Here is an 18177-nt window from a genome sequence, read left to right as displayed (position 1 = left end):
ATTATGCTTTTATCAGAATAACCCAAGAAACCCTGTGATATTTCAGATTTGTTTCATTTTCAATGTAGAAAAGCGCAACATCAGGCCGAGCAATTTGTTATAAAGTAACTTAACGATTCATTTTTATTGTGACCAAGCAGGTTCTTATGGCGCTTTCCAGTTTTGGTAAAATTCTCACCGTACTCGACTTATTTTCAGTTGCTCGTCCCATCATCAATGTCGACATTATTAGTGAAGAATTAGGCTTATCTAAACCAACGAGCTATCGCTATTTAAAAGAACTGGTTTCTGCTGAATTATTGCAGCGCCTCAGTGGGACTTCTGGCGATTACACACTGGGTTCAAAAATTGCTGTGCTTGATTTTATTTCTCGCACCACCGATCCATTGGTGCAAATTAGCATTCCCTTCATGAAAGAAATTGTGGAACGCACAGAGTCTTGTTGCTTATTGACGCATCTGAATATCGACTCATGTATTGATGTACATCATGAACTGTATAAGGACTATACTGCCTTGGCATATGGTCGAGGTAGCCCACGTCCAATGTACAAAGGCTCATCGTCTAAAGTGATTTTGTCGCAGTTACCTAAGCAACGGATTTTAGATTATTACCACCGTTTTGCGGACGAGTTATCTCAAGTTGGTTTTGCGCATAATGAAGAAGAATTTATGCAGCAAATGAAAAAGATTAAAAAGCAGGGTTACTATTTTTCCAATGGTGAAGTTGACCCGAATATGTCGAGCTTATCGATTCCGATTAAATTTTCCAGTAAAGAACCCCCGCTTGCTTTGACCCTATTGGCGTCTAAAAATCGTTTTGAATTTATGAATTTTCAAAAAGTCGTAGAAATGATGCAAGACTGTACAGCGCGTATTGAGAAAAAATACAGCAGTATGATGGAAGAATCGGACGCCATTTAAATCTGATCAGATTGCGCACAACTGATGCGATGTTGTAAAGATAATATTTAATTAATCTGATAAATTCATATTATTAATTGAATTTATTAATTATAAATATTAGATAAATTATCATAATATGATTATTGTTCTTTAGCAGTCATCTCAACCATGTGTTCCATGATTTCAGTTGATTGTCGCTATACTCTTCCTCAGAGAAAGAAAAAAGCTCATCTAGATATGGGCTTTTTTTACGGCTGTTGATCATAGAAATAACGAAAGGTTAAATTCACCCTCGGCTCGGTCACTTTCATCGACTTCATTAGGGCATGTTTCCAATACCGTTGGGTTTGCCCACGCATCACAATCAACTGTCCACTTTGCAGTAAAAGCTGTACTTTCTCTTGAGTGCTTTTATGTTTAAAGCAAAACTTTCGGCTTGCACCAAAACTCAAAGATGCGATCACCACCTGCTGTGTGGGTGAAAGCAAAGATGGCTCATCATCACTATGCCACCCCACCGCTTGCGTACCATTTTCGTATAAATTGGCCAAACAGGAATTAAACGTCTGACCCACCCGTTGCTCAATATATTTCTTTAAGCGCAGTAAAGCTGGATTCCAGATCAATGCCTGCTTTTGCATGCCTGAATAGTGATACTCATAATGAGCATCTCCATACCAAACCACTTTTCGTTCCGTTTGAAAATACTGTCCATGCAAAATGACTTCATCATGCTGCCAAGCCAACTGCGTGAGGAAATAGTGTAAATATTTTTCACTGTCTTCAGCATTGAAGATCAATCCATAATCTTCAACTTCACCATCATAGGGCAACAGATTTGCATGCGGTTCAGGCGTAAATAATTCAAAATTCATCGGTTCAACTCAACACTGTTTGGCACAGCAGCGTGATGCTGATGTCGTGAGCACATTTAAAAAATATCTTAGCCGAAAAACTCTCGTCACAAATCAAAACATTGTCATTACTTGTCGCATAGAATTTTCAGTCTTAGACTAAAGCTCATATTCACAATAAAAATAATTGCTTATGAACCTGTGGCAGCTTTTCCAAAAATTACGTCCATTCGTACAGCCATACCGCTGGCTGGTGGTCGTGACGCTGATCTTGACCTTAATTGGCTCACTCACGGCACAGGTGAATGCCCTGACACTCAAATATGCCGTAGACAGCATCAATCAGCTTTTACAGCAAGGCCTCGGTCTAGCCAATGGTTGGCATATATTAATCACCATCACCGTAGTTTTACTGGGAAAAGAAGTCATCAATGCCATCGTGCAATTTGGACAAAAATCGTTTGGTGAAAAATTACGTATTTTAATTTCTCAGGATTTGTCCCAAGGCATTATTGAAAAATTTATCACCTATCGATTGGCATTCTTCGATCAACAAGACAACCAAGCAGGTAAGCTCCAAACTCGAATTGATCGGGGTGTCAGCTCGCTCACACGACTAGTTCAAATCTTTTTTATTGATATTTTACCGCTTTTTACCAGTGCGATTATTGCACTGGGCTTAATGTATTATGCCAATGTTTGGGTTGGCGTGGTGGCCACAATTATCGTGCCGATTTATTTTTGGCTGACCTTTAAACAATCACAAAAACTGGCAGGCAAACGCCGTGCCCTACGCGATAATTTTGAAAAGAAAAATCAGGGTATTCTGAGTATTATCAATTCGATAACGGTCATTAAATCTTTTAACAAAGAAGCCGTCGAATCGAAAAAGCAATTAAATCTGCAAAAGTCGCTGACTGAAAACCAGATGCAGACACGGCAAACCAGTTATATCTTTGACGGACTCAAAACCTTTATTGAACAGGTCGGTGTAGTGCTGATCATCATTCTGACGGCCTATTTTGTTTTGGATGGGCAAATGAGTATCGGGATGATTATGTATCACGTGTTGTTATTTAATAATGTCTCTGCCCCGATTCGCTCGCTGCATCGTATCTATGATGAAATTAACTCTGCGATGATTTATTCAGAAAGCTTCTTTAACATCTTAGAAGCGGATCATGAAATTGAAACCAGTGGTACTGCCCAGCCTCCGATTCAAGGTCAATTTGAATTGAGCAATGTCGACTTTAGTTATCCCAATGGTTTTCAGGCATTACACCGTATCAATATGACCATCCAACCGAACAAAATCACCGCCTTGGTTGGTTTATCTGGGGCTGGTAAATCGACATTAATTAGCTTACTGGATAAGTTTTATCATCCTCAAGCGGGCAATATCAAACTCGATGGCATCGATTTAGAACAGATTGATACGCAGTATTTACGTGAAAATATTGGTTTGGTTTTACAAAAAAATCATATTTTCCCAGGTTCAATTTTTGAAAATATTCGCTACGGCAAAAGTACAGCTACAGAACAAGAAGTCTTTGATGCAGCACGAAAAGCCTCGATCCATGATCAGATCTTAAAACTTCCGCATGCCTATGAAGCAGATGCCTTACTGCTTTCGGGTGGACAGCAACAGCGCATTGCCTTGGCACGCATGTTCCTGAAAAATCCGCCGATTATTTTCTTGGACGAACCAACTGCAAGTTTAGATGCGATCGCGGCTGAACAAATTAAAAATAGTCTGGATCAAATTAAGCAAGGGCGTACCGTCATCATGATTTCGCATAGTTTGTCACAAATTATCGATGCTGATTACACCTATGTGATGAAAGACGGACAAATCGTAGAACACGGGGAGCATCATGATTTGTACCATCAAGAAGGTGCCTATAAGCAAATCTTCGATGCGATGGCGAAAAGTTTAAATATTGACAAAATTGCCCGTACTTTTGAAGAAGACGAAGAAACACATAGTTAATTTAGACCGAAAAAAGCCCATCATTTGATGGGCTTCGTTCATCTTGATGTTAATCAATTAACGCTGAACTTTTTGCTCAATTTCTTCAACACTGGTGTGACGGACATCTAGACCTTTCACCATATAAATCACTTGTTCAGAGATATTTCGAGCATGGTCACCAATACGTTCAAGTGAACGCAGCACCCAAAGTACATTCATGACCCGAGTAATGTGGCGTGGATCTTCTATCATATACGTCATGAGGGTACGGGTTGCCGATTGGTACTCGCGGTCAATATCAGCATCGGCCAAAAGGACACGTAAAGCCTGATCTACATCCAAACGTGCAAAGGCATCAAGCGCATCATGAATCATCACGCGGACTTGGTTGCCAATATGCCGTGTTTCCATATAACCACGCGGTGAACCACCCTCTTCACACAAGCTTTGTGCAATACGGGCAATTTTTGCCGCTTCATCACCAATCCGTTCTAAATCGGTGTTGGCTTTCGACATCGCAATCACCATGCGTAGATCAATCGCAGCAGGATGACGGCGCGCCAAAATCAGGGTAAGCGCTTCATCAATTTCAGTTTCCATACGGTTCACCGTATTGTCTTGAAATTGAACATCGATCGCCATCGTTGCATCCGTATCCAATAAGGCATGAATGGCATTTGCAACCTGCTGCTCCACTAAACCACCCATGGTCATAAATTTGGTATGCACATCCTGCAATTCTTCATTGAATTGCGAAGAAATATGATGGTTTAAAACAGGATTATTAGGCAAAGCGAGTCTCCACTACAACGTGAATCGGCAGATTTTAGTGCCATATTAAAGCATATTGATTGTGAAACTTTTATGACCATGGCCTATTTCTTTAGTAGGATCGATGGCTGATTTTTCTGATCGACCAACCATGCATTCATTTCCACTAAATCAGCTTCCGTTAATTTCCCAACGGAGGCTTTGAGTTGCAGTACATGTAATAAATAATCGTACTTAGAATTCAGATAATCTTGACGGGCTGAAAAGGCATTACGCTGTGCCAGTAGCACATCAACCATAGTTTTCAGACCTTCTTGGTACTGGGCTTGTGAGGCCAATGACACTTGCGCGGAAGAATCCATCGCGGCTTTACGTGCCTGTAATTTACTTTGATCCGTTTCGACTTGCATATAAGATTTTTTTACATCGGTTTGTGCTTTTCGAATTGCTGCATCCACCTGTGCTTGGCTTTTTTCAACATTGATCGCCGCTTGCTTAATGGATTTCTGTGTCCGTCCACCATTAAACACATTCCAGTTCATTTCAATCCCCACCTGATCAAATTGACCATCTTGCGACATGATGGATTGTGGACTTTGCTTGTTATACCCATAGGTCCCTACCGCTTCAATCTGAGGATATAAGGCAGCTTTTTCGACGCGTTTGCCATCTTCCGCATAACGTTGTTGCATACGCGCTTGTAAAATGCCTAGGTTCTGCTCCTGAGCCAGTTCTTCCCACGCTTGTACATTGTTTGGAATCGGTTTTTCAAACTGAAAATCTTCACGTAACACCGCCAAATTTTCTCGATATGGCCCAATCAACTGTTGTAATTGTTCCTGCGCCAAAACCAATTGAACATTAGTCGCCATGCGGTTGGCCCGAGCATTTTGATATTGAGCATTGGCTTCGCTGACATCACTTTTTGCCACCAAACCTTCTTTTAATTTAGCATTCATCATGCGCAGCTGTTCAGAAAGCGCCTGTTCTTCTTGTAAGTTGGCAACCGTCAATGCTTGCTGACGTAGGACATTAAAATAAGCTTCAGAGACATTTAAAATATGATCTTGTTTTTGAATCCGCAGATTGATTTCACTTAAATTAATCGAGGTCTTGACTTGCTTCAGCCCTTCCCATGCATCCCAACGAAAAATGGGCTGACGGGCAGTGAGCGCAATTTGTCTTGTTGTGGTGCTGTCTGGCATGATCAGCCCGGCTTGAGCGCCGCTTTGGTTGGAATTTTGATTTTTTCGGGTCACATTTCCGGAGATTGTTACCGTCGGGAGTAAGTTCCCATTGGCAATCCCCAAATTCAATTTATCCGCTTCATATTGTAGTTTATTGGCTTGCCAATTGGGGTCTTCTTGTTTTGCACGTTCATAAGCTTGCACAAGATCTAGCGCACACGCCCATTGACTCGTGAAAAGCAAACAAAGACCCACCACAACTTTTTTGTTCATTTTTTTTGTAAATTCCTAATATTCAAATGCCCGAGATTGAATATTCAAGCCTAAAACTAAGCAGATACTAATCATATCCTTGCAAATTTCCGTATGATTTTTATTAATTTTTTATATCAAATGCGACAAAACCGGATAATTTCAGTCGTTTTCGGACACTACTCACAACGCTATAACAAAGAACTGTACAATAGTACACATATTGCACGTGTTTCATCTATAAAATAGTCGACATTCCATCGGACAATACCACTTCTATAGCGCATCGAGTTCCTGTGTCAAAATTTTTTCAGCTGCCTGCAAAGTTTAGTGCAATGTTTTTATGTTTCAGTATGTTGAATGGATGCCAACAACAGCCTGAACCTCAACCTGCACCAGAGTTTCCCAACAATAAGACTGTTCAAAAAGAAGCAGTCGATTTGTCTTTGCTGTGCCAAAAACTTGAAAAAAACATGCTGGAAATAGACGATCAACGCACAACTTTCGCTTTAGAACAAATCAACCAAGATCTCAAAGTCTGCTTACCGCTGTTAAAAGCGGACGAACAAAAAAAATTACTGCGTTTGTCCAATCAAATGTATCGTAACTTTTTACATGTTGAACGTACAGCTCAACAGCAAATGGCGTTCGAACAATTTGCCTTTGATATGGCTCAGCATCCCACCATTCAACAAAATCATTATGAGCAGCTCACTGCCCGAGATCAGTATTTACTGAAACATAAAGGCCAAGCTTATGTGGAGTTGTTCGATGCAGGTGAAGGACAGTTACGCTATCGCCGCAGTCCTGAATATTTAGCCAAAATTTTTGCGCCTTATATGGAAGAACCTGAGCAGGTCTTCATTGAAAAACTGGCTGAACAAAATGCACAACCCGCCTTGCTACAAAAAAGTTTAGCCATTGAGCCGCAAGAGATTGCAACACGTGCTATTTTTTGGGAAGACTATCTGAAACAATATCCAGATAGCCCCTACAAAAAAGATGCACAACAATTGCTATATCAATATAGCCAGTTGTTATTTATTGGTTCGGCACATAGTCCCGTTTCTAATGATTTTTCAGACCGCCTCAGTATTCAAGCCAGTTCTTTAGAAGAAATTGAACGCTTGGCTCAATTAAAAAACTCCAAATTGGCAGATCAGGCGCGTTTATTTTTAAAATTATTAGATCAAAATACTGCTGCATCTAATCAGCGATCAGAAGCGCAGCTGTTGAATTTAATTGGTGTCCGCAATCCTGATCCGCATTATAAGAAAGACTGTTTTAGTGACGCCATCTGTGTAAATCAGTCCTCTACTTAGCCAATGCAAGTTCAATTGCACACGGGCCTTGCCAAAATTCTGCACTTGAAAATCGATGAAAAATAACACTGTTTTAAAACAGCCTTCATGCTAATATCCGCACAAAGCTTGACGGAGCGCAGGTAATTTCCTGCTGAGATCATCTAAATTTAGTTCGCTAAATTTAAGGATGAGTACCGTTGAACCTGATCAGGTTAATACCTGCGTAGGAATCAAGCCATCTAAAAACTTAAGCCCTTCTTATCTCTTGGTTTTACGCCTTTATTTTCAGGTGAATCCATCAGATAAACTGCCACGTTTTTGGTCGTGCTTGATTCGTTGATGTCATTCATAAGGATCATTGCAATGAACCAATTAACGAATCTCACCGCTTCAGATCGCGCTGCTCAGCATGAACAAGATGCTAAAGATCTCACTCGTATTCTCCCCGCGTCAAAGAAAGTCTATATCCAAGGCTCACGTCCTGATATTCGCGTACCAATGCGTGAGATCAGCCTTACAGATACGCCTACAGGTCTGGGTGGAGAAAAAAATCTACCCATTATGGTCTATGACACCTCTGGTGCTTATACCGACCCCAATATTCAAATTGACCTGAATCAAGGTCTACCTAATGTCCGTGAATCTTGGATTGAGTCTCGAAATGATACGGAAATACTCGATACCTTAACTTCAAAATTTGGACAAGAGCGTCTTCGAGATATTCGTACTGCAGAGATTCGTTTTGCGCATATTTCAAAACCGCGTCGCGCTCGTCGTGGACACAATGTCTCTCAAATGCATTATGCCAAACAAGGCATCATCACCCCTGAAATGGAATACATTGCGATTCGTGAAAATCAGCGCCAGCGTGAAGGTGTTGATATGCGCCAACATGCCGGTCAAAATTTTGGCGCACGCAATTTAACTGAAATCACCCCAGAATTTGTACGTCAAGAAGTGGCTGAAGGTCGTGCCATTATCCCTGCCAACATTAACCACCCTGAATGTGAACCGATGATTATTGGTCGTAACTTCTTGGTGAAAATCAATGCCAACATTGGTAACTCAGCACTTGGTTCAAGCATTGATGAAGAAGTGGCAAAAATGACTTGGGCAACTCGTTGGGGCGCTGACACCATCATGGATTTATCGACAGGTAAAAATATCCATGAAACCCGCGAATGGATTATTCGCAACTCCCCTGTACCGATTGGCACCGTGCCAATTTACCAAGCTTTAGAAAAAGTTGATGGTGTCGCAGAGGACTTAACCTGGGAAATTTTCAAAGACACACTGATTGAACAAGCCGAGCAAGGTGTCGATTATTTTACGATTCACGCAGGCGTACTGCTTCGTTATGTTCCACTCACCGCCAACCGTTTAACAGGGATTGTGTCACGTGGCGGATCCATCATGGCGCAGTGGTGCTTAGCGCATCATGAAGAAAACTTCCTGTATACGCATTTTGATGAAATCTGCGAAATCATGAAAGCCTATGATGTGTCATTCAGTTTAGGTGATGGTTTACGTCCAGGGTGTATTCAAGATGCCAACGATGAAGCTCAATTTAGTGAATTACGCACCTTAGGTGAATTGACTCACCGGGCATGGGAACATGATGTACAAGTCATGATTGAAGGCCCGGGCCATGTCCCAATGCATATGATCAAAGAAAATATGGATCTACAACTCGAGGTATGCAAAGAAGCGCCTTTCTATACCCTTGGACCACTCACCACCGATATTGCCCCGGGCTATGACCACATTACCTCTGCGATAGGTGCAGCAATGATTGGTTGGTACGGCACCGCGATGCTGTGTTATGTGACCCCGAAAGAGCACCTTGGTCTACCAGATAAAAAAGACGTCAAAGATGGCATTATCACCTACAAAATTGCAGCCCATGCGGCAGACCTTGCCAAAGGTCATCCCGGTGCGCAGGCTCGTGATAATGCATTATCCAAAGCACGCTTTGAATTCCGCTGGGAAGACCAATTTAATCTGAGCTTAGACCCTGATACAGCGCGTAGCATGCATGATGAAACTATGCCGAAAGAAGCACATAAATCAGCCCATTTTTGTTCGATGTGTGGACCTAAATTTTGCTCGATGAAAATCACACAAAATGTGAGAGATTATGCAAAAAATCAGCAAGATATGCAGCTTTCTTCAGAATCTAATCCTGAAATTGAAACAGGTTTACAAAGCATGAAAGCGGCCTATCATGAACATGGTCAAAAGTTGTACCACAAAGTGTAAAGCTTAAAAAAAATCTTTTGTATTCAACAAAATCTCGGTTAGGATGAAATGGAAGATTTCATCCTAATTAGCGCTTATGAATATTATTAAACAGGCCACATATAACAAAAAAGATTACAGCATTGAAGGGCGTGAACATCTTTATAAAGGCTTTATTCAAGTTGAAAAAGTTCAGCTTCGACACCGCTTATTCCATCAAGACAGCATGATTCCAACCATTCAGCGTGAATTGATTCATCGTCCTGAAGCAGCAGGTGTGCTGATCTATAGTCATCAACAACAAAAATTTGCCTTAATTGAACAATTCCGCATTGGGGCGATTGATGATGAAACTTCGCCATGGCAACTAGAGATTATTGCCGGCGTGCTCGATGGTGATGAATCTGCTGAAAGCTGCATCCGCCGTGAAAGTTTGGAAGAATCAGGCTGTGAATTAGATGCACTACAGCATTTATTTAGTTTTTATCCCTCTGCGGGTGCCTGCGCGGAATTATTCCACCTTTATAGTGCTGAAGCTGAACTTCCTGAACATGGCGGAGTCTTTGGCATGCCTGATGAAGGAGAGAATATTCAATTGCATATCTTAGATTATGCTGATATTCCTGAATTATTAACCAATGGTCGGCTAAAAAATGCACCTGTCATTATGGCCTTGCAATGGTTACAACAACAAATACATACTACAAGGAATGTCTAAGGGGAAGGACATGACTTTAAGGGATACACCACAATACGACTGGACACTGATCCAGATCTCGGACACACATTTAATGGATCAGGAAGATCTTGAATTTGTCCGCATGAATCCAGAGCAGAGTTTTCACGATGTGATTCAACAAATTCAGTTGAACCATCATCACATCGATACGCTTGTCCATACTGGCGATCTTGCACAAGTGCCGGTAGAGCGTACCTATGCGCGTTATCTCGAATATATGCAACAGCAGCCGTTTCCGTTTTATCAGATTCCGGGGAACCATGACGAAGCGTCTTGCTTCCCATTTCATCAACAGAAAGATCGTGCTCACTGCATCGCATTAGGCAATTGGTGTCTGATTTTACTGAACAGTGCGGTCAAAGGAAAAGTCGATGGTTGGGTATCACAACAGCAGTTGGAACAATTAGATCAGTTGCTCACAGCACACCCACAGCAACATATCATTGTGGCATGCCACCACCACCCTTTTGCCATGCAATCGCATTGGATTGATCAGCACAAATTAAAGAATGCTGAACATCTGATGGATGTGCTTTCACGCCATGACAATGTCAAAATTGTACTATGCGGACACGTACATCAAGACTCGTCTAATCAATGGCGCAATATTCAGTTTTTATCGACGCCTTCGACCAGTGTTCAGTTCAAACCGCATAGTGAAAATTTTGCCTTAGATGAGGCTTTACCAGGGTATCGTGCACTCTATCTGAATGATAATGGTGAATTTAAAACTGAAGTTGTTCGGGTCAAATTAAAACAACCTCAAATTAATGTTGAAATTTCAGGTTATTAACTTTTCAATTTGATTTTTTTGCTTTACTTTATGGCTTCTAAAGGAAAAGTGATAGTTAGAATCCAAACATCAAAGACTATCAATAAGCAGAAAAAGTCTATATGATGACGACCCCCACAGAAGGAAACTCTGTGTTGGGTGGATAAAAAACTTGCATATCACCATATTTTTTGCGTATAGATATATGCATATGATGAGGAATGCCCTACATGGCGAATGACAACCAAAATCAAGTCTTAGACGAACAAACTGATGTAGTAGACGAAAAGTCTACCAAACGCGTGCGCAAATCAAAGCCAAAGGCGACTGAAGGTGGTTCTACTGCAAGCTTATTTGGTATTGAACCTTATCAGCCTAAAAAGAATGAAGAATACATGTCTGAAGGGCAACTTGAGCATTTCCGTCACATCTTATTGGCGTGGAAAGCTGAGTTAATGTCTGAAGTAGACCGTACTTTGAATACCATGCAAGACGAAAATACTGCGCTTCCAGATGTGAACGACCGTGCAACGCAAGAAGAAGAATTTGCGATTGAACTTCGTACACGTGACCGTGAACGTAAACTGATCCGTAAAATTGAACAATCAATTGAAGCGATTAAAAATGATGACTACGGTTTCTGTGAAACGTGTGGTATCGAAATTGGCTTACGTCGCCTAGAAGCACGTCCAACAGCAACTTTATGTATCGACTGCAAAACACTTGCAGAGATCAAAGAGAAGCAAAATAACGGTTAATTCTGTGTTGAGTAATTCCTCTCTAGCCCTCCCTTTAGATAAGGGAGGGAAAGCTGCAGAGCATTACGTGGGTCGGTTTGCGCCATCGCCAACCGGCCCTTTGCATTTTGGCTCTTTAATTACAGCAGTCGCAAGCTACTGCGATGCCCGTGCCCATCAAGGGCAATGGGTCGTTCGTATCGAAGATACCGACATTCCACGTATATTTCCCGGCAGCGAAGAACATATCTTACGTTGTATTGATGCATTTCAATTCGAACCAGATACCGAGATCATTTTCCAAAAAGACCGCCTCGAAATTTATGAGCAAGTCATTACGCATTTGCATGCCCAAGACTTGGTCTATGCTTGTCAATGCACCCGAAAAATGCTCGGTTCGAATCATATCTATCAAGGTACATGTCGTAATCTTGGCCTTCCTCTTCAGGATCAGGCCATTCGAATCAAAGTCGATGCACAGAACATTTGTTTTACCGACCGCTTACAAGGGATGCATTGCTCCAATCTGCAACAGGATTTGGGTGACTTTGTCTTAAAACGCCGTGATGGCATTATCAATTATCAACTTGCTGTCGTGGTTGATGACTACCTACAAGGGATGACCCATGTTGTACGTGGGGCTGATCTTTTGGACAATACCGAACGTCAAATTTGGCTCGGACAAGTTTTGGGTTATCCGCGCCTTGAATACATGCACTTGCCATTGGCAATGAATGATCAGGGACAAAAACTGTCAAAACAGAATATGGCTCAAGCTCTTGATTTAAGCCAAGCGGCACCTTTATTACAACAAGCATTACAAGCCCTACACCAACCGCCAGTCGACTTGGATACGCCACGTATTATGCTACAACAGGCGATTGCGCAGTGGGATATTCAACAAATTCCCCATGGCACAGCATTGCCTCAAATCTATCAATAAACCCACATCCCTATCTGAGCCAATCACTCGATATTCAATTGAATTATGCTTTAATAAAGTGATCAATCGACCATTGGAGAGTCTAATGTTTTTTATTTGTGGAGTTGGTCCGAAAACCAAAGTCATTGAAAAGAGCCAATTTACTTGCCCTGTGTGCCGCAGCAGAACTCAGTATGAGTTGAAACAGCAACGTAATTATTTTTCTTTATTTTTTATTCCATTGATTCCACTATCTAAAGCCAAGGCGAGCTTGGTCAAATGTCTCCATTGTGGAACGGAGATGCCGGCGAGTGTACTGCACCATGCATCTCCCGATCCGCAACGAGATACGAATTTAGAAGCTTGATTCTTCTTTACTTGGGTTCACTTCTTTGGTCGTCGCATCGATCTTTAAGATCAGACTCACCATAACCGCACAGATAATCAGAGAAGACCCCCCATAACTAATAAACGGTAAGGTCAAACCCTTGGTAGGAAGCATGCCCATGTTCATGCCGGCATTCACCAAAATTTGCAGCAAGAAGATAATACTAATGCCATAAGCCAAGTAGCCTGCACGTAAGTATTGATGACGTAAAGCACGATGACCAATGCGAATACAGCAGATCAACATCACAAATGACAGCGTCAATACGGTCAAAATCCCAAAGAAGCCAAATTCTTCGCCCAAAACCGCCAACATGAAGTCAGTATGAGCCTCAGGTAAATACGACATTTTTTGAATACTATGACCCAAGCCGACACCAAACCATTCACCGCGACCAAAAGCCATTAATGCATTCGACAACTGGTAGCCTGCGCCTAATGGATCATTCCATGGATTTGAGAAGGACATCAAACGTTCTAAACGGTAAGGTTCAAATAAAATCAAGAACACAAAGGCCATAATGATCGCACCAAAGGCAATTGCGAACTGAATCAACGGTGCTCCTGCGAGGAAGAATACCCCTAGCATGGTTAAGGCAATCACCACCGTCGCCCCTAAATCGGGCTCTGCCATGACCAAACCGACAGTTGCAGCCATAATCACTGCCAAACGCACCAAGCCCTTAATATTATTACGGACTTCTTCGGCACGCCGTACCACATAGTCCGCGGTAAATATCGCCATCATGACTTTGGCGACTTCCGAAGCCTGTAAGGTGAAACCAGCAATACGAATCCAACGTTTAGAACCATTGACCTCTGTCCCGACAGCCAATACAGCAGCCAGTAAGATAATCGTGATAATCCATAAAAAGAAGGTGTTATTAAACCAAACATTCAACGGCACTTTATAGGCGATATAGGCGGCGGCGGCGGCAGCGGCAATCGAAATACCGTGTCGTGAAATGTAATGAAAGGCATTTTCATGCATGCGTTCTGCATAAGGCATAGATGCAGATGCCACCATGATCGAACCAATACACAACAATGCCAAAACACAGAACACCAGAACATTGCGCACGTTGACCTCGGCAGGTAACCGAGGAAGCCAACGCTCTACAACTTCATTTATTCTATTTATGGTCGTCTGAGCCAACCCAGCCATACAACTTTCCTTATCGTTCTTTTAAACGAGTGCATTCACACAATCAACAAATTGGTGTCCACGCTCACTGTAGCCTTTAAACATATCAAAACTTGCGCACGCTGGAGACAATAACACCACATCATTGGCTACCGCATTTTGTTGGCACAGCTCAACCGCTTGTTTCAAACTTTCAGCATGAATCAGCGTGGTTGTCCCTTCAATCGCTTTTTCAATAATTGGACGATCTTCACCAATCAATACCGCAACTTTGGCATATTTTGAAAGTGAATCACGCAGGGCAGTAAAGTCCTGCCCTTTGCCTTGACCACCTAAAATAATCGCCACTTTACCGCCTTTGGCTTCAATCGCAGCACCTAGACCATCAATCGCAGCTAAAGTCGCACCAATATTGGTACCTTTAGAGTCGTTATAATAACGAACGCCATTCACTTCTTTGACAAATTCACAGCGGTGCTCTAAACCTTTAAAGGTTTTCAAAGTTTCCAACATGCCTGCTAGTGGCAAACCAATCGCTTCACCCAAAGCCAAACATGCCAAGGCGTTTGCCACATTATGAGTCCCTTGAATATACATATCTGCACTTTTCAGTAAACGCTCACGACCACGTGCCAACCAAATTGTGCCATCAGTATCGCGTAAAATACCAAACTGATTCATATCCGGTGCATTTAAGCCAAAGCTTTGCATTGGAGTAGCATCTGGAACCAATGGACGTGTTAATGAGTCATCACGGTTATACACCACTTTTTTCACCGCTTGGAAAATACGATGCTTCGCAGTGTGATAGCCCATCATATCGCCATGACGGTCCAAATGGTCTTCACTCATGTTCAACACAACAGCCACTTCTGCTGCCAAGTTCGACGTGGTTTCTAATTGAAAACTTGAAAGCTCTAAAACATAAAGCTCTGGATCATCTTTGGTGAGATCCAAAGCTGGACGGCCCAAGTTTCCACCCACTGCCACTTTTTTGCCTGCATCTGCTGCCATAAGACCAAATAAAGTCGTTACGGTACTTTTCGCATTCGAACCTGTAATCGCGACAATTGGCTTATCCGTCGCACGACGTAAAATTTGAATTTCTGAAACCACAGGAATGTTGGCTGCAATGGCCGCCTGAATTTGCGGTAATTTTGGATCTAGCCCCGGGCTGATAATAATTTCTTCTGCTTGGAGTAATAAATCTTGATCCAACTGACCGAAACTAGTTTGTACATCATTTGGAATTTGATCATGACCCGGTGGGACTGCTCGTGAATCGGTGACTGCAACGCGGTAGCCATGGCTATGTAAGAAATTCACTGCGGAAACACCAGAAATCCCTAATCCGGCAACAACCTTCAATCCACCACGCTGTATTAACATTTTCGCCCCATTTTTTAGTCGGTTTTTAAATCTGACAAAATGTTAGCACTTTGCTGTTTTGAATGCTTTTTATGTTTTCACTTTCTCGCAGTTTTTTTGTGTCCGCTCGTAAAAAAACCGCCCATCTTGGGCGGTTTCTTCACGCAACGGGCGGTGAGCTTATTTCCACTTCACCGCTTGTACTTCAGCTTTTTTTGCAGATGAATTATCCGAAGCTGAACATCCACAACCGCCTGCACAGCCTGCGGCCATTTTTGGCTTTAACCATTTGGCTAAACTGTTCCAACCACGGTTTGCACAGTGCCCAGATAAAGTTGTGAAGACTGAGTTCGATGTTTTTGGAAATACCTTCTTAAACACCACGACAGCACTCCAAATCACCAATACCGCAATAATTATTGATTCAAGCATGTCTCTCTCCTTTGTTCAGCTTTTGCCATTCAAGATTCACTATCCAAAATAGCGTGTTGCAATTTGATACGTGATGAATGCCATTAGATAAGCCAAACCAAATAAATAGATAGTCATGAAACTCACCGTTTTCAAGGAGCCAGTTTCACGTTTAACTGTCGCCAGTGTCGCCAAGCAATGTGGCGCATAAATAAACCACACCAATAATGATAGACCGGTTGCCAATGACCAACCCAATGACCCATCGCTACTAATTAAATTTGCCAGACCTTGAGACATGGCATCCTCATCTGTTGCAGACAAGGCATACACCGTACCCAATGCCGCTACAACAACTTCACGTGCCGCCATCGCTGGAATTAAGGCAATACATATCTGCCAGTTAAAACCTAATGGTGCAAAAATCGGTTGTAGCACATGCCCAAGCATACCTGCCAATGAATAATCAATATCCGGCAAGGTTGCGCCTTCTGGCGGTTGCGGGAAAGTACACAAGAACCATAACAAAATCGATAAAGCAAAGATGATGCCACCGACACGTTTCAAGAAGATCTTGGCACGGTCCAGTAAACCAATCCAAACACTCTTAATATCTGGGAAACGGTAGCTTGGAAGTTCCATCAATAAGGCATGCTGTGATTTATCTTTTTGGAAGAATTTCAGCACTGTTGCCACAATTAAGGCACTCACAATCCCTGCTGCATATAATGCAAATAACACCAAGCCTTGTAAGTTAAAGACGCCCCAGACCATTTGCTGTGGAATAAATGCTGAGATCAGCAAGGCATAAACCGGTAAACGTGCCGAACAGGTCATCAATGGCGCAACTAAAATCGTTACCAGACGATCTCGAGGGTCTTGAATACTCCGGGTTGCCATGATGCCCGGTACAGCACAGGCAAAGCTCGATAGCAGAGGAATAAAAGCACGACCACTCAGACCCGCTTTAAACATCAACTTATCTAGTAAGAACGCTGCACGTGGTAAATAACCTGATTCTTCTAAAACCAAAATAAAGAAGAATAAAATTAAAATCTGCGGCAAGAACACCACTACACCGCCTGCACCCGCAATGATCCCATCAACCACCAAGCTGTTCAGTAGTGGATGTGAAATATGTTCACCAACCAATTCACCGAACCAACCGAAGAAGGTTTCGATACCATCCATAAACGGCGCAGCCCACGCAAATACCGCTTGGAAGATAATAAACATCATCACCGCTAAGGTAATTAAACCAAAGACTGGATGTAGAAAAATTTTATCGAGGAAGTCTGAGCGTTTATCTTCATGATCAACAAACATCACCACGTCTTTTAAAATTTGTTCAATTTTTTCGTGGTTAGTCCCAGAAAGATTGGTATCACTTAATGACGCATCTGGTTTTCTGAAACCTTCAGCATCCAAAGCACCCATTAAGTTTTCAATACCCGCATTACGTACAGCAACTGTTTCTACAACAGGCACACCCAAACGCTGAGACAGCTTTTGGGTATTGATTTGCATGCCACGACGGCGTGCTTCATCCATCATGTTGAGGACAAGTAAAATTGGACGACCCAAATCGATCATTTCCATGACCAAACCGAGGTGCAATTTTAAGTTTGTCGCATCAACTACACATAAAAAGACATCTTGATGCCCTTCTTCTGCAATTTTACCTTGCACGACATCACGCGTAATGGCTTCATCAGGACTCGTCGCTTCTAAGCTATACGTCCCCGGCAAATCCAAAACTCGAACAGATTTACCCGATGGCAACGTAAATTGACCCACCTTTCGCTCAACCGTTACCCCAGCATAGTTTGCAACTTTCTGACGTGTGCCCGTTAAATGATTGAATAATGAAGTTTTACCACAGTTTGGATTACCAACGAGGGCAATACGTAACGCATCACTCATGCTGATGCCCCTTCCATTGCTATTTCCACTTTTTCAGCTTCTACTTTTCGCAGTGCGAAACGAGTAAACCCAACTTGAATTAAAATCGGGTCACCACCAAAAATACCTTTGGTAATCACCTGTACTTTTGTTCCGGGAACAAAACCCAAAGTCTCTAAACGGCTAGCGACTAAATCAGCCGGAGCATTGTTGCCATTCTGGTTACGATGTACCTTATGAATGACTGCGCTTTGTTTCACTTTCAAATCAGATAATCGCACGCAACTAACCCTAAAAAATTTTGAACATTAT

17 protein-coding genes and 1 riboswitch are annotated in these 18177 nt (G+C 42.2%); of the genes, 9 read left to right on the top strand and 8 right to left on the bottom strand.

Features of this window, described 5'->3' with window-relative positions:
* Positions 1–146: 146 nt before the first annotated feature.
* Entirely contained in the window at positions 147–923 is a 777-nt protein-coding gene (locus FTV50_RS09300) for an IclR family transcriptional regulator (RefSeq protein ID WP_180024252.1), read from the top strand.
* A gap of 230 nt (positions 924–1153) precedes the next feature.
* On the opposite strand, the gene FTV50_RS09295 is transcribed toward FTV50_RS09300, so the two are convergent.
* On the bottom strand, positions 1154–1780 hold the full coding sequence (locus tag FTV50_RS09295; RefSeq protein ID WP_180024251.1) for an alpha-ketoglutarate-dependent dioxygenase AlkB: 627 nt from the start codon (positions 1778–1780) through the stop codon (positions 1154–1156).
* A 172-nt stretch (positions 1781–1952) separates the two neighbouring features.
* Here FTV50_RS09295 and FTV50_RS09290 point away from each other — a divergent pair, with 172 nt between their 5' ends.
* A complete protein-coding gene (locus FTV50_RS09290) occupies positions 1953–3749 on the top strand; it encodes an ABC transporter ATP-binding protein (RefSeq protein WP_078189432.1) in 1797 nt (598 codons plus the stop codon).
* A 57-nt stretch (positions 3750–3806) separates the two neighbouring features.
* On the opposite strand, the gene phoU is transcribed toward FTV50_RS09290, so the two are convergent.
* Positions 3807–4523, bottom strand: a complete 717-nt coding sequence (gene phoU / locus FTV50_RS09285; RefSeq protein WP_078189433.1) for a phosphate signaling complex protein PhoU — start codon at positions 4521–4523, stop codon at positions 3807–3809.
* An 83-nt stretch (positions 4524–4606) separates the two neighbouring features.
* A complete protein-coding gene (locus FTV50_RS09280) occupies positions 4607–5962 on the bottom strand; it encodes a TolC family outer membrane protein (RefSeq protein WP_180024250.1) in 1356 nt (451 codons plus the stop codon).
* A 314-nt stretch (positions 5963–6276) separates the two neighbouring features.
* Between FTV50_RS09280 and FTV50_RS09275 the strand changes: the two genes are divergently transcribed.
* From FTV50_RS09275 to FTV50_RS09245, 7 genes are all read left to right on the top strand, one after another.
* Positions 6277–7263, top strand: a complete 987-nt coding sequence (locus tag FTV50_RS09275; protein ID WP_180024263.1) for a hypothetical protein — start codon at positions 6277–6279, stop codon at positions 7261–7263.
* A gap of 102 nt (positions 7264–7365) precedes the next feature.
* Positions 7366–7492: riboswitch (TPP riboswitch) on the top strand.
* Between the two features lie 116 nt (positions 7493–7608).
* Complete coding sequence (gene thiC / locus FTV50_RS09270) at positions 7609–9504, top strand: phosphomethylpyrimidine synthase ThiC (RefSeq protein ID WP_078189435.1); 1896 nt, start codon at positions 7609–7611, stop codon at positions 9502–9504.
* A 76-nt stretch (positions 9505–9580) separates the two neighbouring features.
* Positions 9581–10201: an NUDIX domain-containing protein gene (locus FTV50_RS09265; RefSeq protein WP_078192575.1), complete on the top strand. Its 621-nt coding sequence runs from the start codon at positions 9581–9583 to the stop codon at positions 10199–10201.
* A gap of 10 nt (positions 10202–10211) precedes the next feature.
* Positions 10212–11015 (top strand): 3',5'-cyclic-AMP phosphodiesterase, encoded by an 804-nt coding sequence (gene cpdA, locus FTV50_RS09260; RefSeq protein WP_180024249.1) that lies wholly within the window; start codon positions 10212–10214, stop codon positions 11013–11015.
* 209 nt (positions 11016–11224) lie between these two features.
* Positions 11225–11752: an RNA polymerase-binding protein DksA gene (gene dksA / locus FTV50_RS09255; RefSeq protein ID WP_078189438.1), complete on the top strand. Its 528-nt coding sequence runs from the start codon at positions 11225–11227 to the stop codon at positions 11750–11752.
* Positions 11753–11756: 4 nt separating this feature from the next.
* Complete coding sequence (gluQRS, locus tag FTV50_RS09250; RefSeq protein WP_373683684.1) at positions 11757–12674, top strand: tRNA glutamyl-Q(34) synthetase GluQRS; 918 nt, start codon at positions 11757–11759, stop codon at positions 12672–12674.
* A gap of 85 nt (positions 12675–12759) precedes the next feature.
* Positions 12760–13020 (top strand): zinc-ribbon domain-containing protein, encoded by a 261-nt coding sequence (locus FTV50_RS09245; protein WP_078192578.1) that lies wholly within the window; start codon positions 12760–12762, stop codon positions 13018–13020.
* On the opposite strand, the gene ftsW is transcribed toward FTV50_RS09245, so the two are convergent.
* The 5 genes from ftsW to FTV50_RS09220 form a co-directional block, all read right to left on the bottom strand.
* Positions 13009–14205: a putative lipid II flippase FtsW gene (gene ftsW, locus FTV50_RS09240; protein ID WP_078192579.1), complete on the bottom strand. Its 1197-nt coding sequence runs from the start codon at positions 14203–14205 to the stop codon at positions 13009–13011. The two genes, FTV50_RS09245 and ftsW, sit on opposite strands and share 12 nt — an antisense overlap.
* Before the next feature lie 21 nt (positions 14206–14226).
* Positions 14227–15573: a UDP-N-acetylmuramoyl-L-alanine--D-glutamate ligase gene (murD, locus tag FTV50_RS09235; RefSeq protein ID WP_180024247.1), complete on the bottom strand. Its 1347-nt coding sequence runs from the start codon at positions 15571–15573 to the stop codon at positions 14227–14229.
* 159 nt (positions 15574–15732) lie between these two features.
* Positions 15733–15984 carry a DUF6587 family protein gene (locus tag FTV50_RS09230; protein ID WP_180004693.1) on the bottom strand — a complete coding sequence of 84 codons (252 nt, stop codon included), beginning with the start codon at positions 15982–15984 and terminating at the stop codon, positions 15733–15735.
* 39 nt (positions 15985–16023) lie between these two features.
* Positions 16024–17886: a ferrous iron transport protein B gene (gene feoB / locus FTV50_RS09225; RefSeq protein WP_180024246.1), complete on the bottom strand. Its 1863-nt coding sequence runs from the start codon at positions 17884–17886 to the stop codon at positions 16024–16026.
* On the bottom strand, positions 17883–18146 hold the full coding sequence (locus FTV50_RS09220; RefSeq protein WP_078189444.1) for a FeoA family protein: 264 nt from the start codon (positions 18144–18146) through the stop codon (positions 17883–17885). Before FTV50_RS09220 ends, feoB begins: the two co-directional genes overlap by 4 nt.
* Positions 18147–18177 lie beyond the last annotated feature (31 nt).

Origin of the sequence: Acinetobacter sp. YH1901134 (assembly GCF_013416965.1) — a bacterium.
Lineage (GTDB): Bacteria > Pseudomonadota > Gammaproteobacteria > Pseudomonadales > Moraxellaceae > Acinetobacter > Acinetobacter amyesii.
The sequence above is the reverse complement of the archived record's forward strand: the minus strand, read 5'-3'. Positions and strand labels throughout refer to the sequence as shown.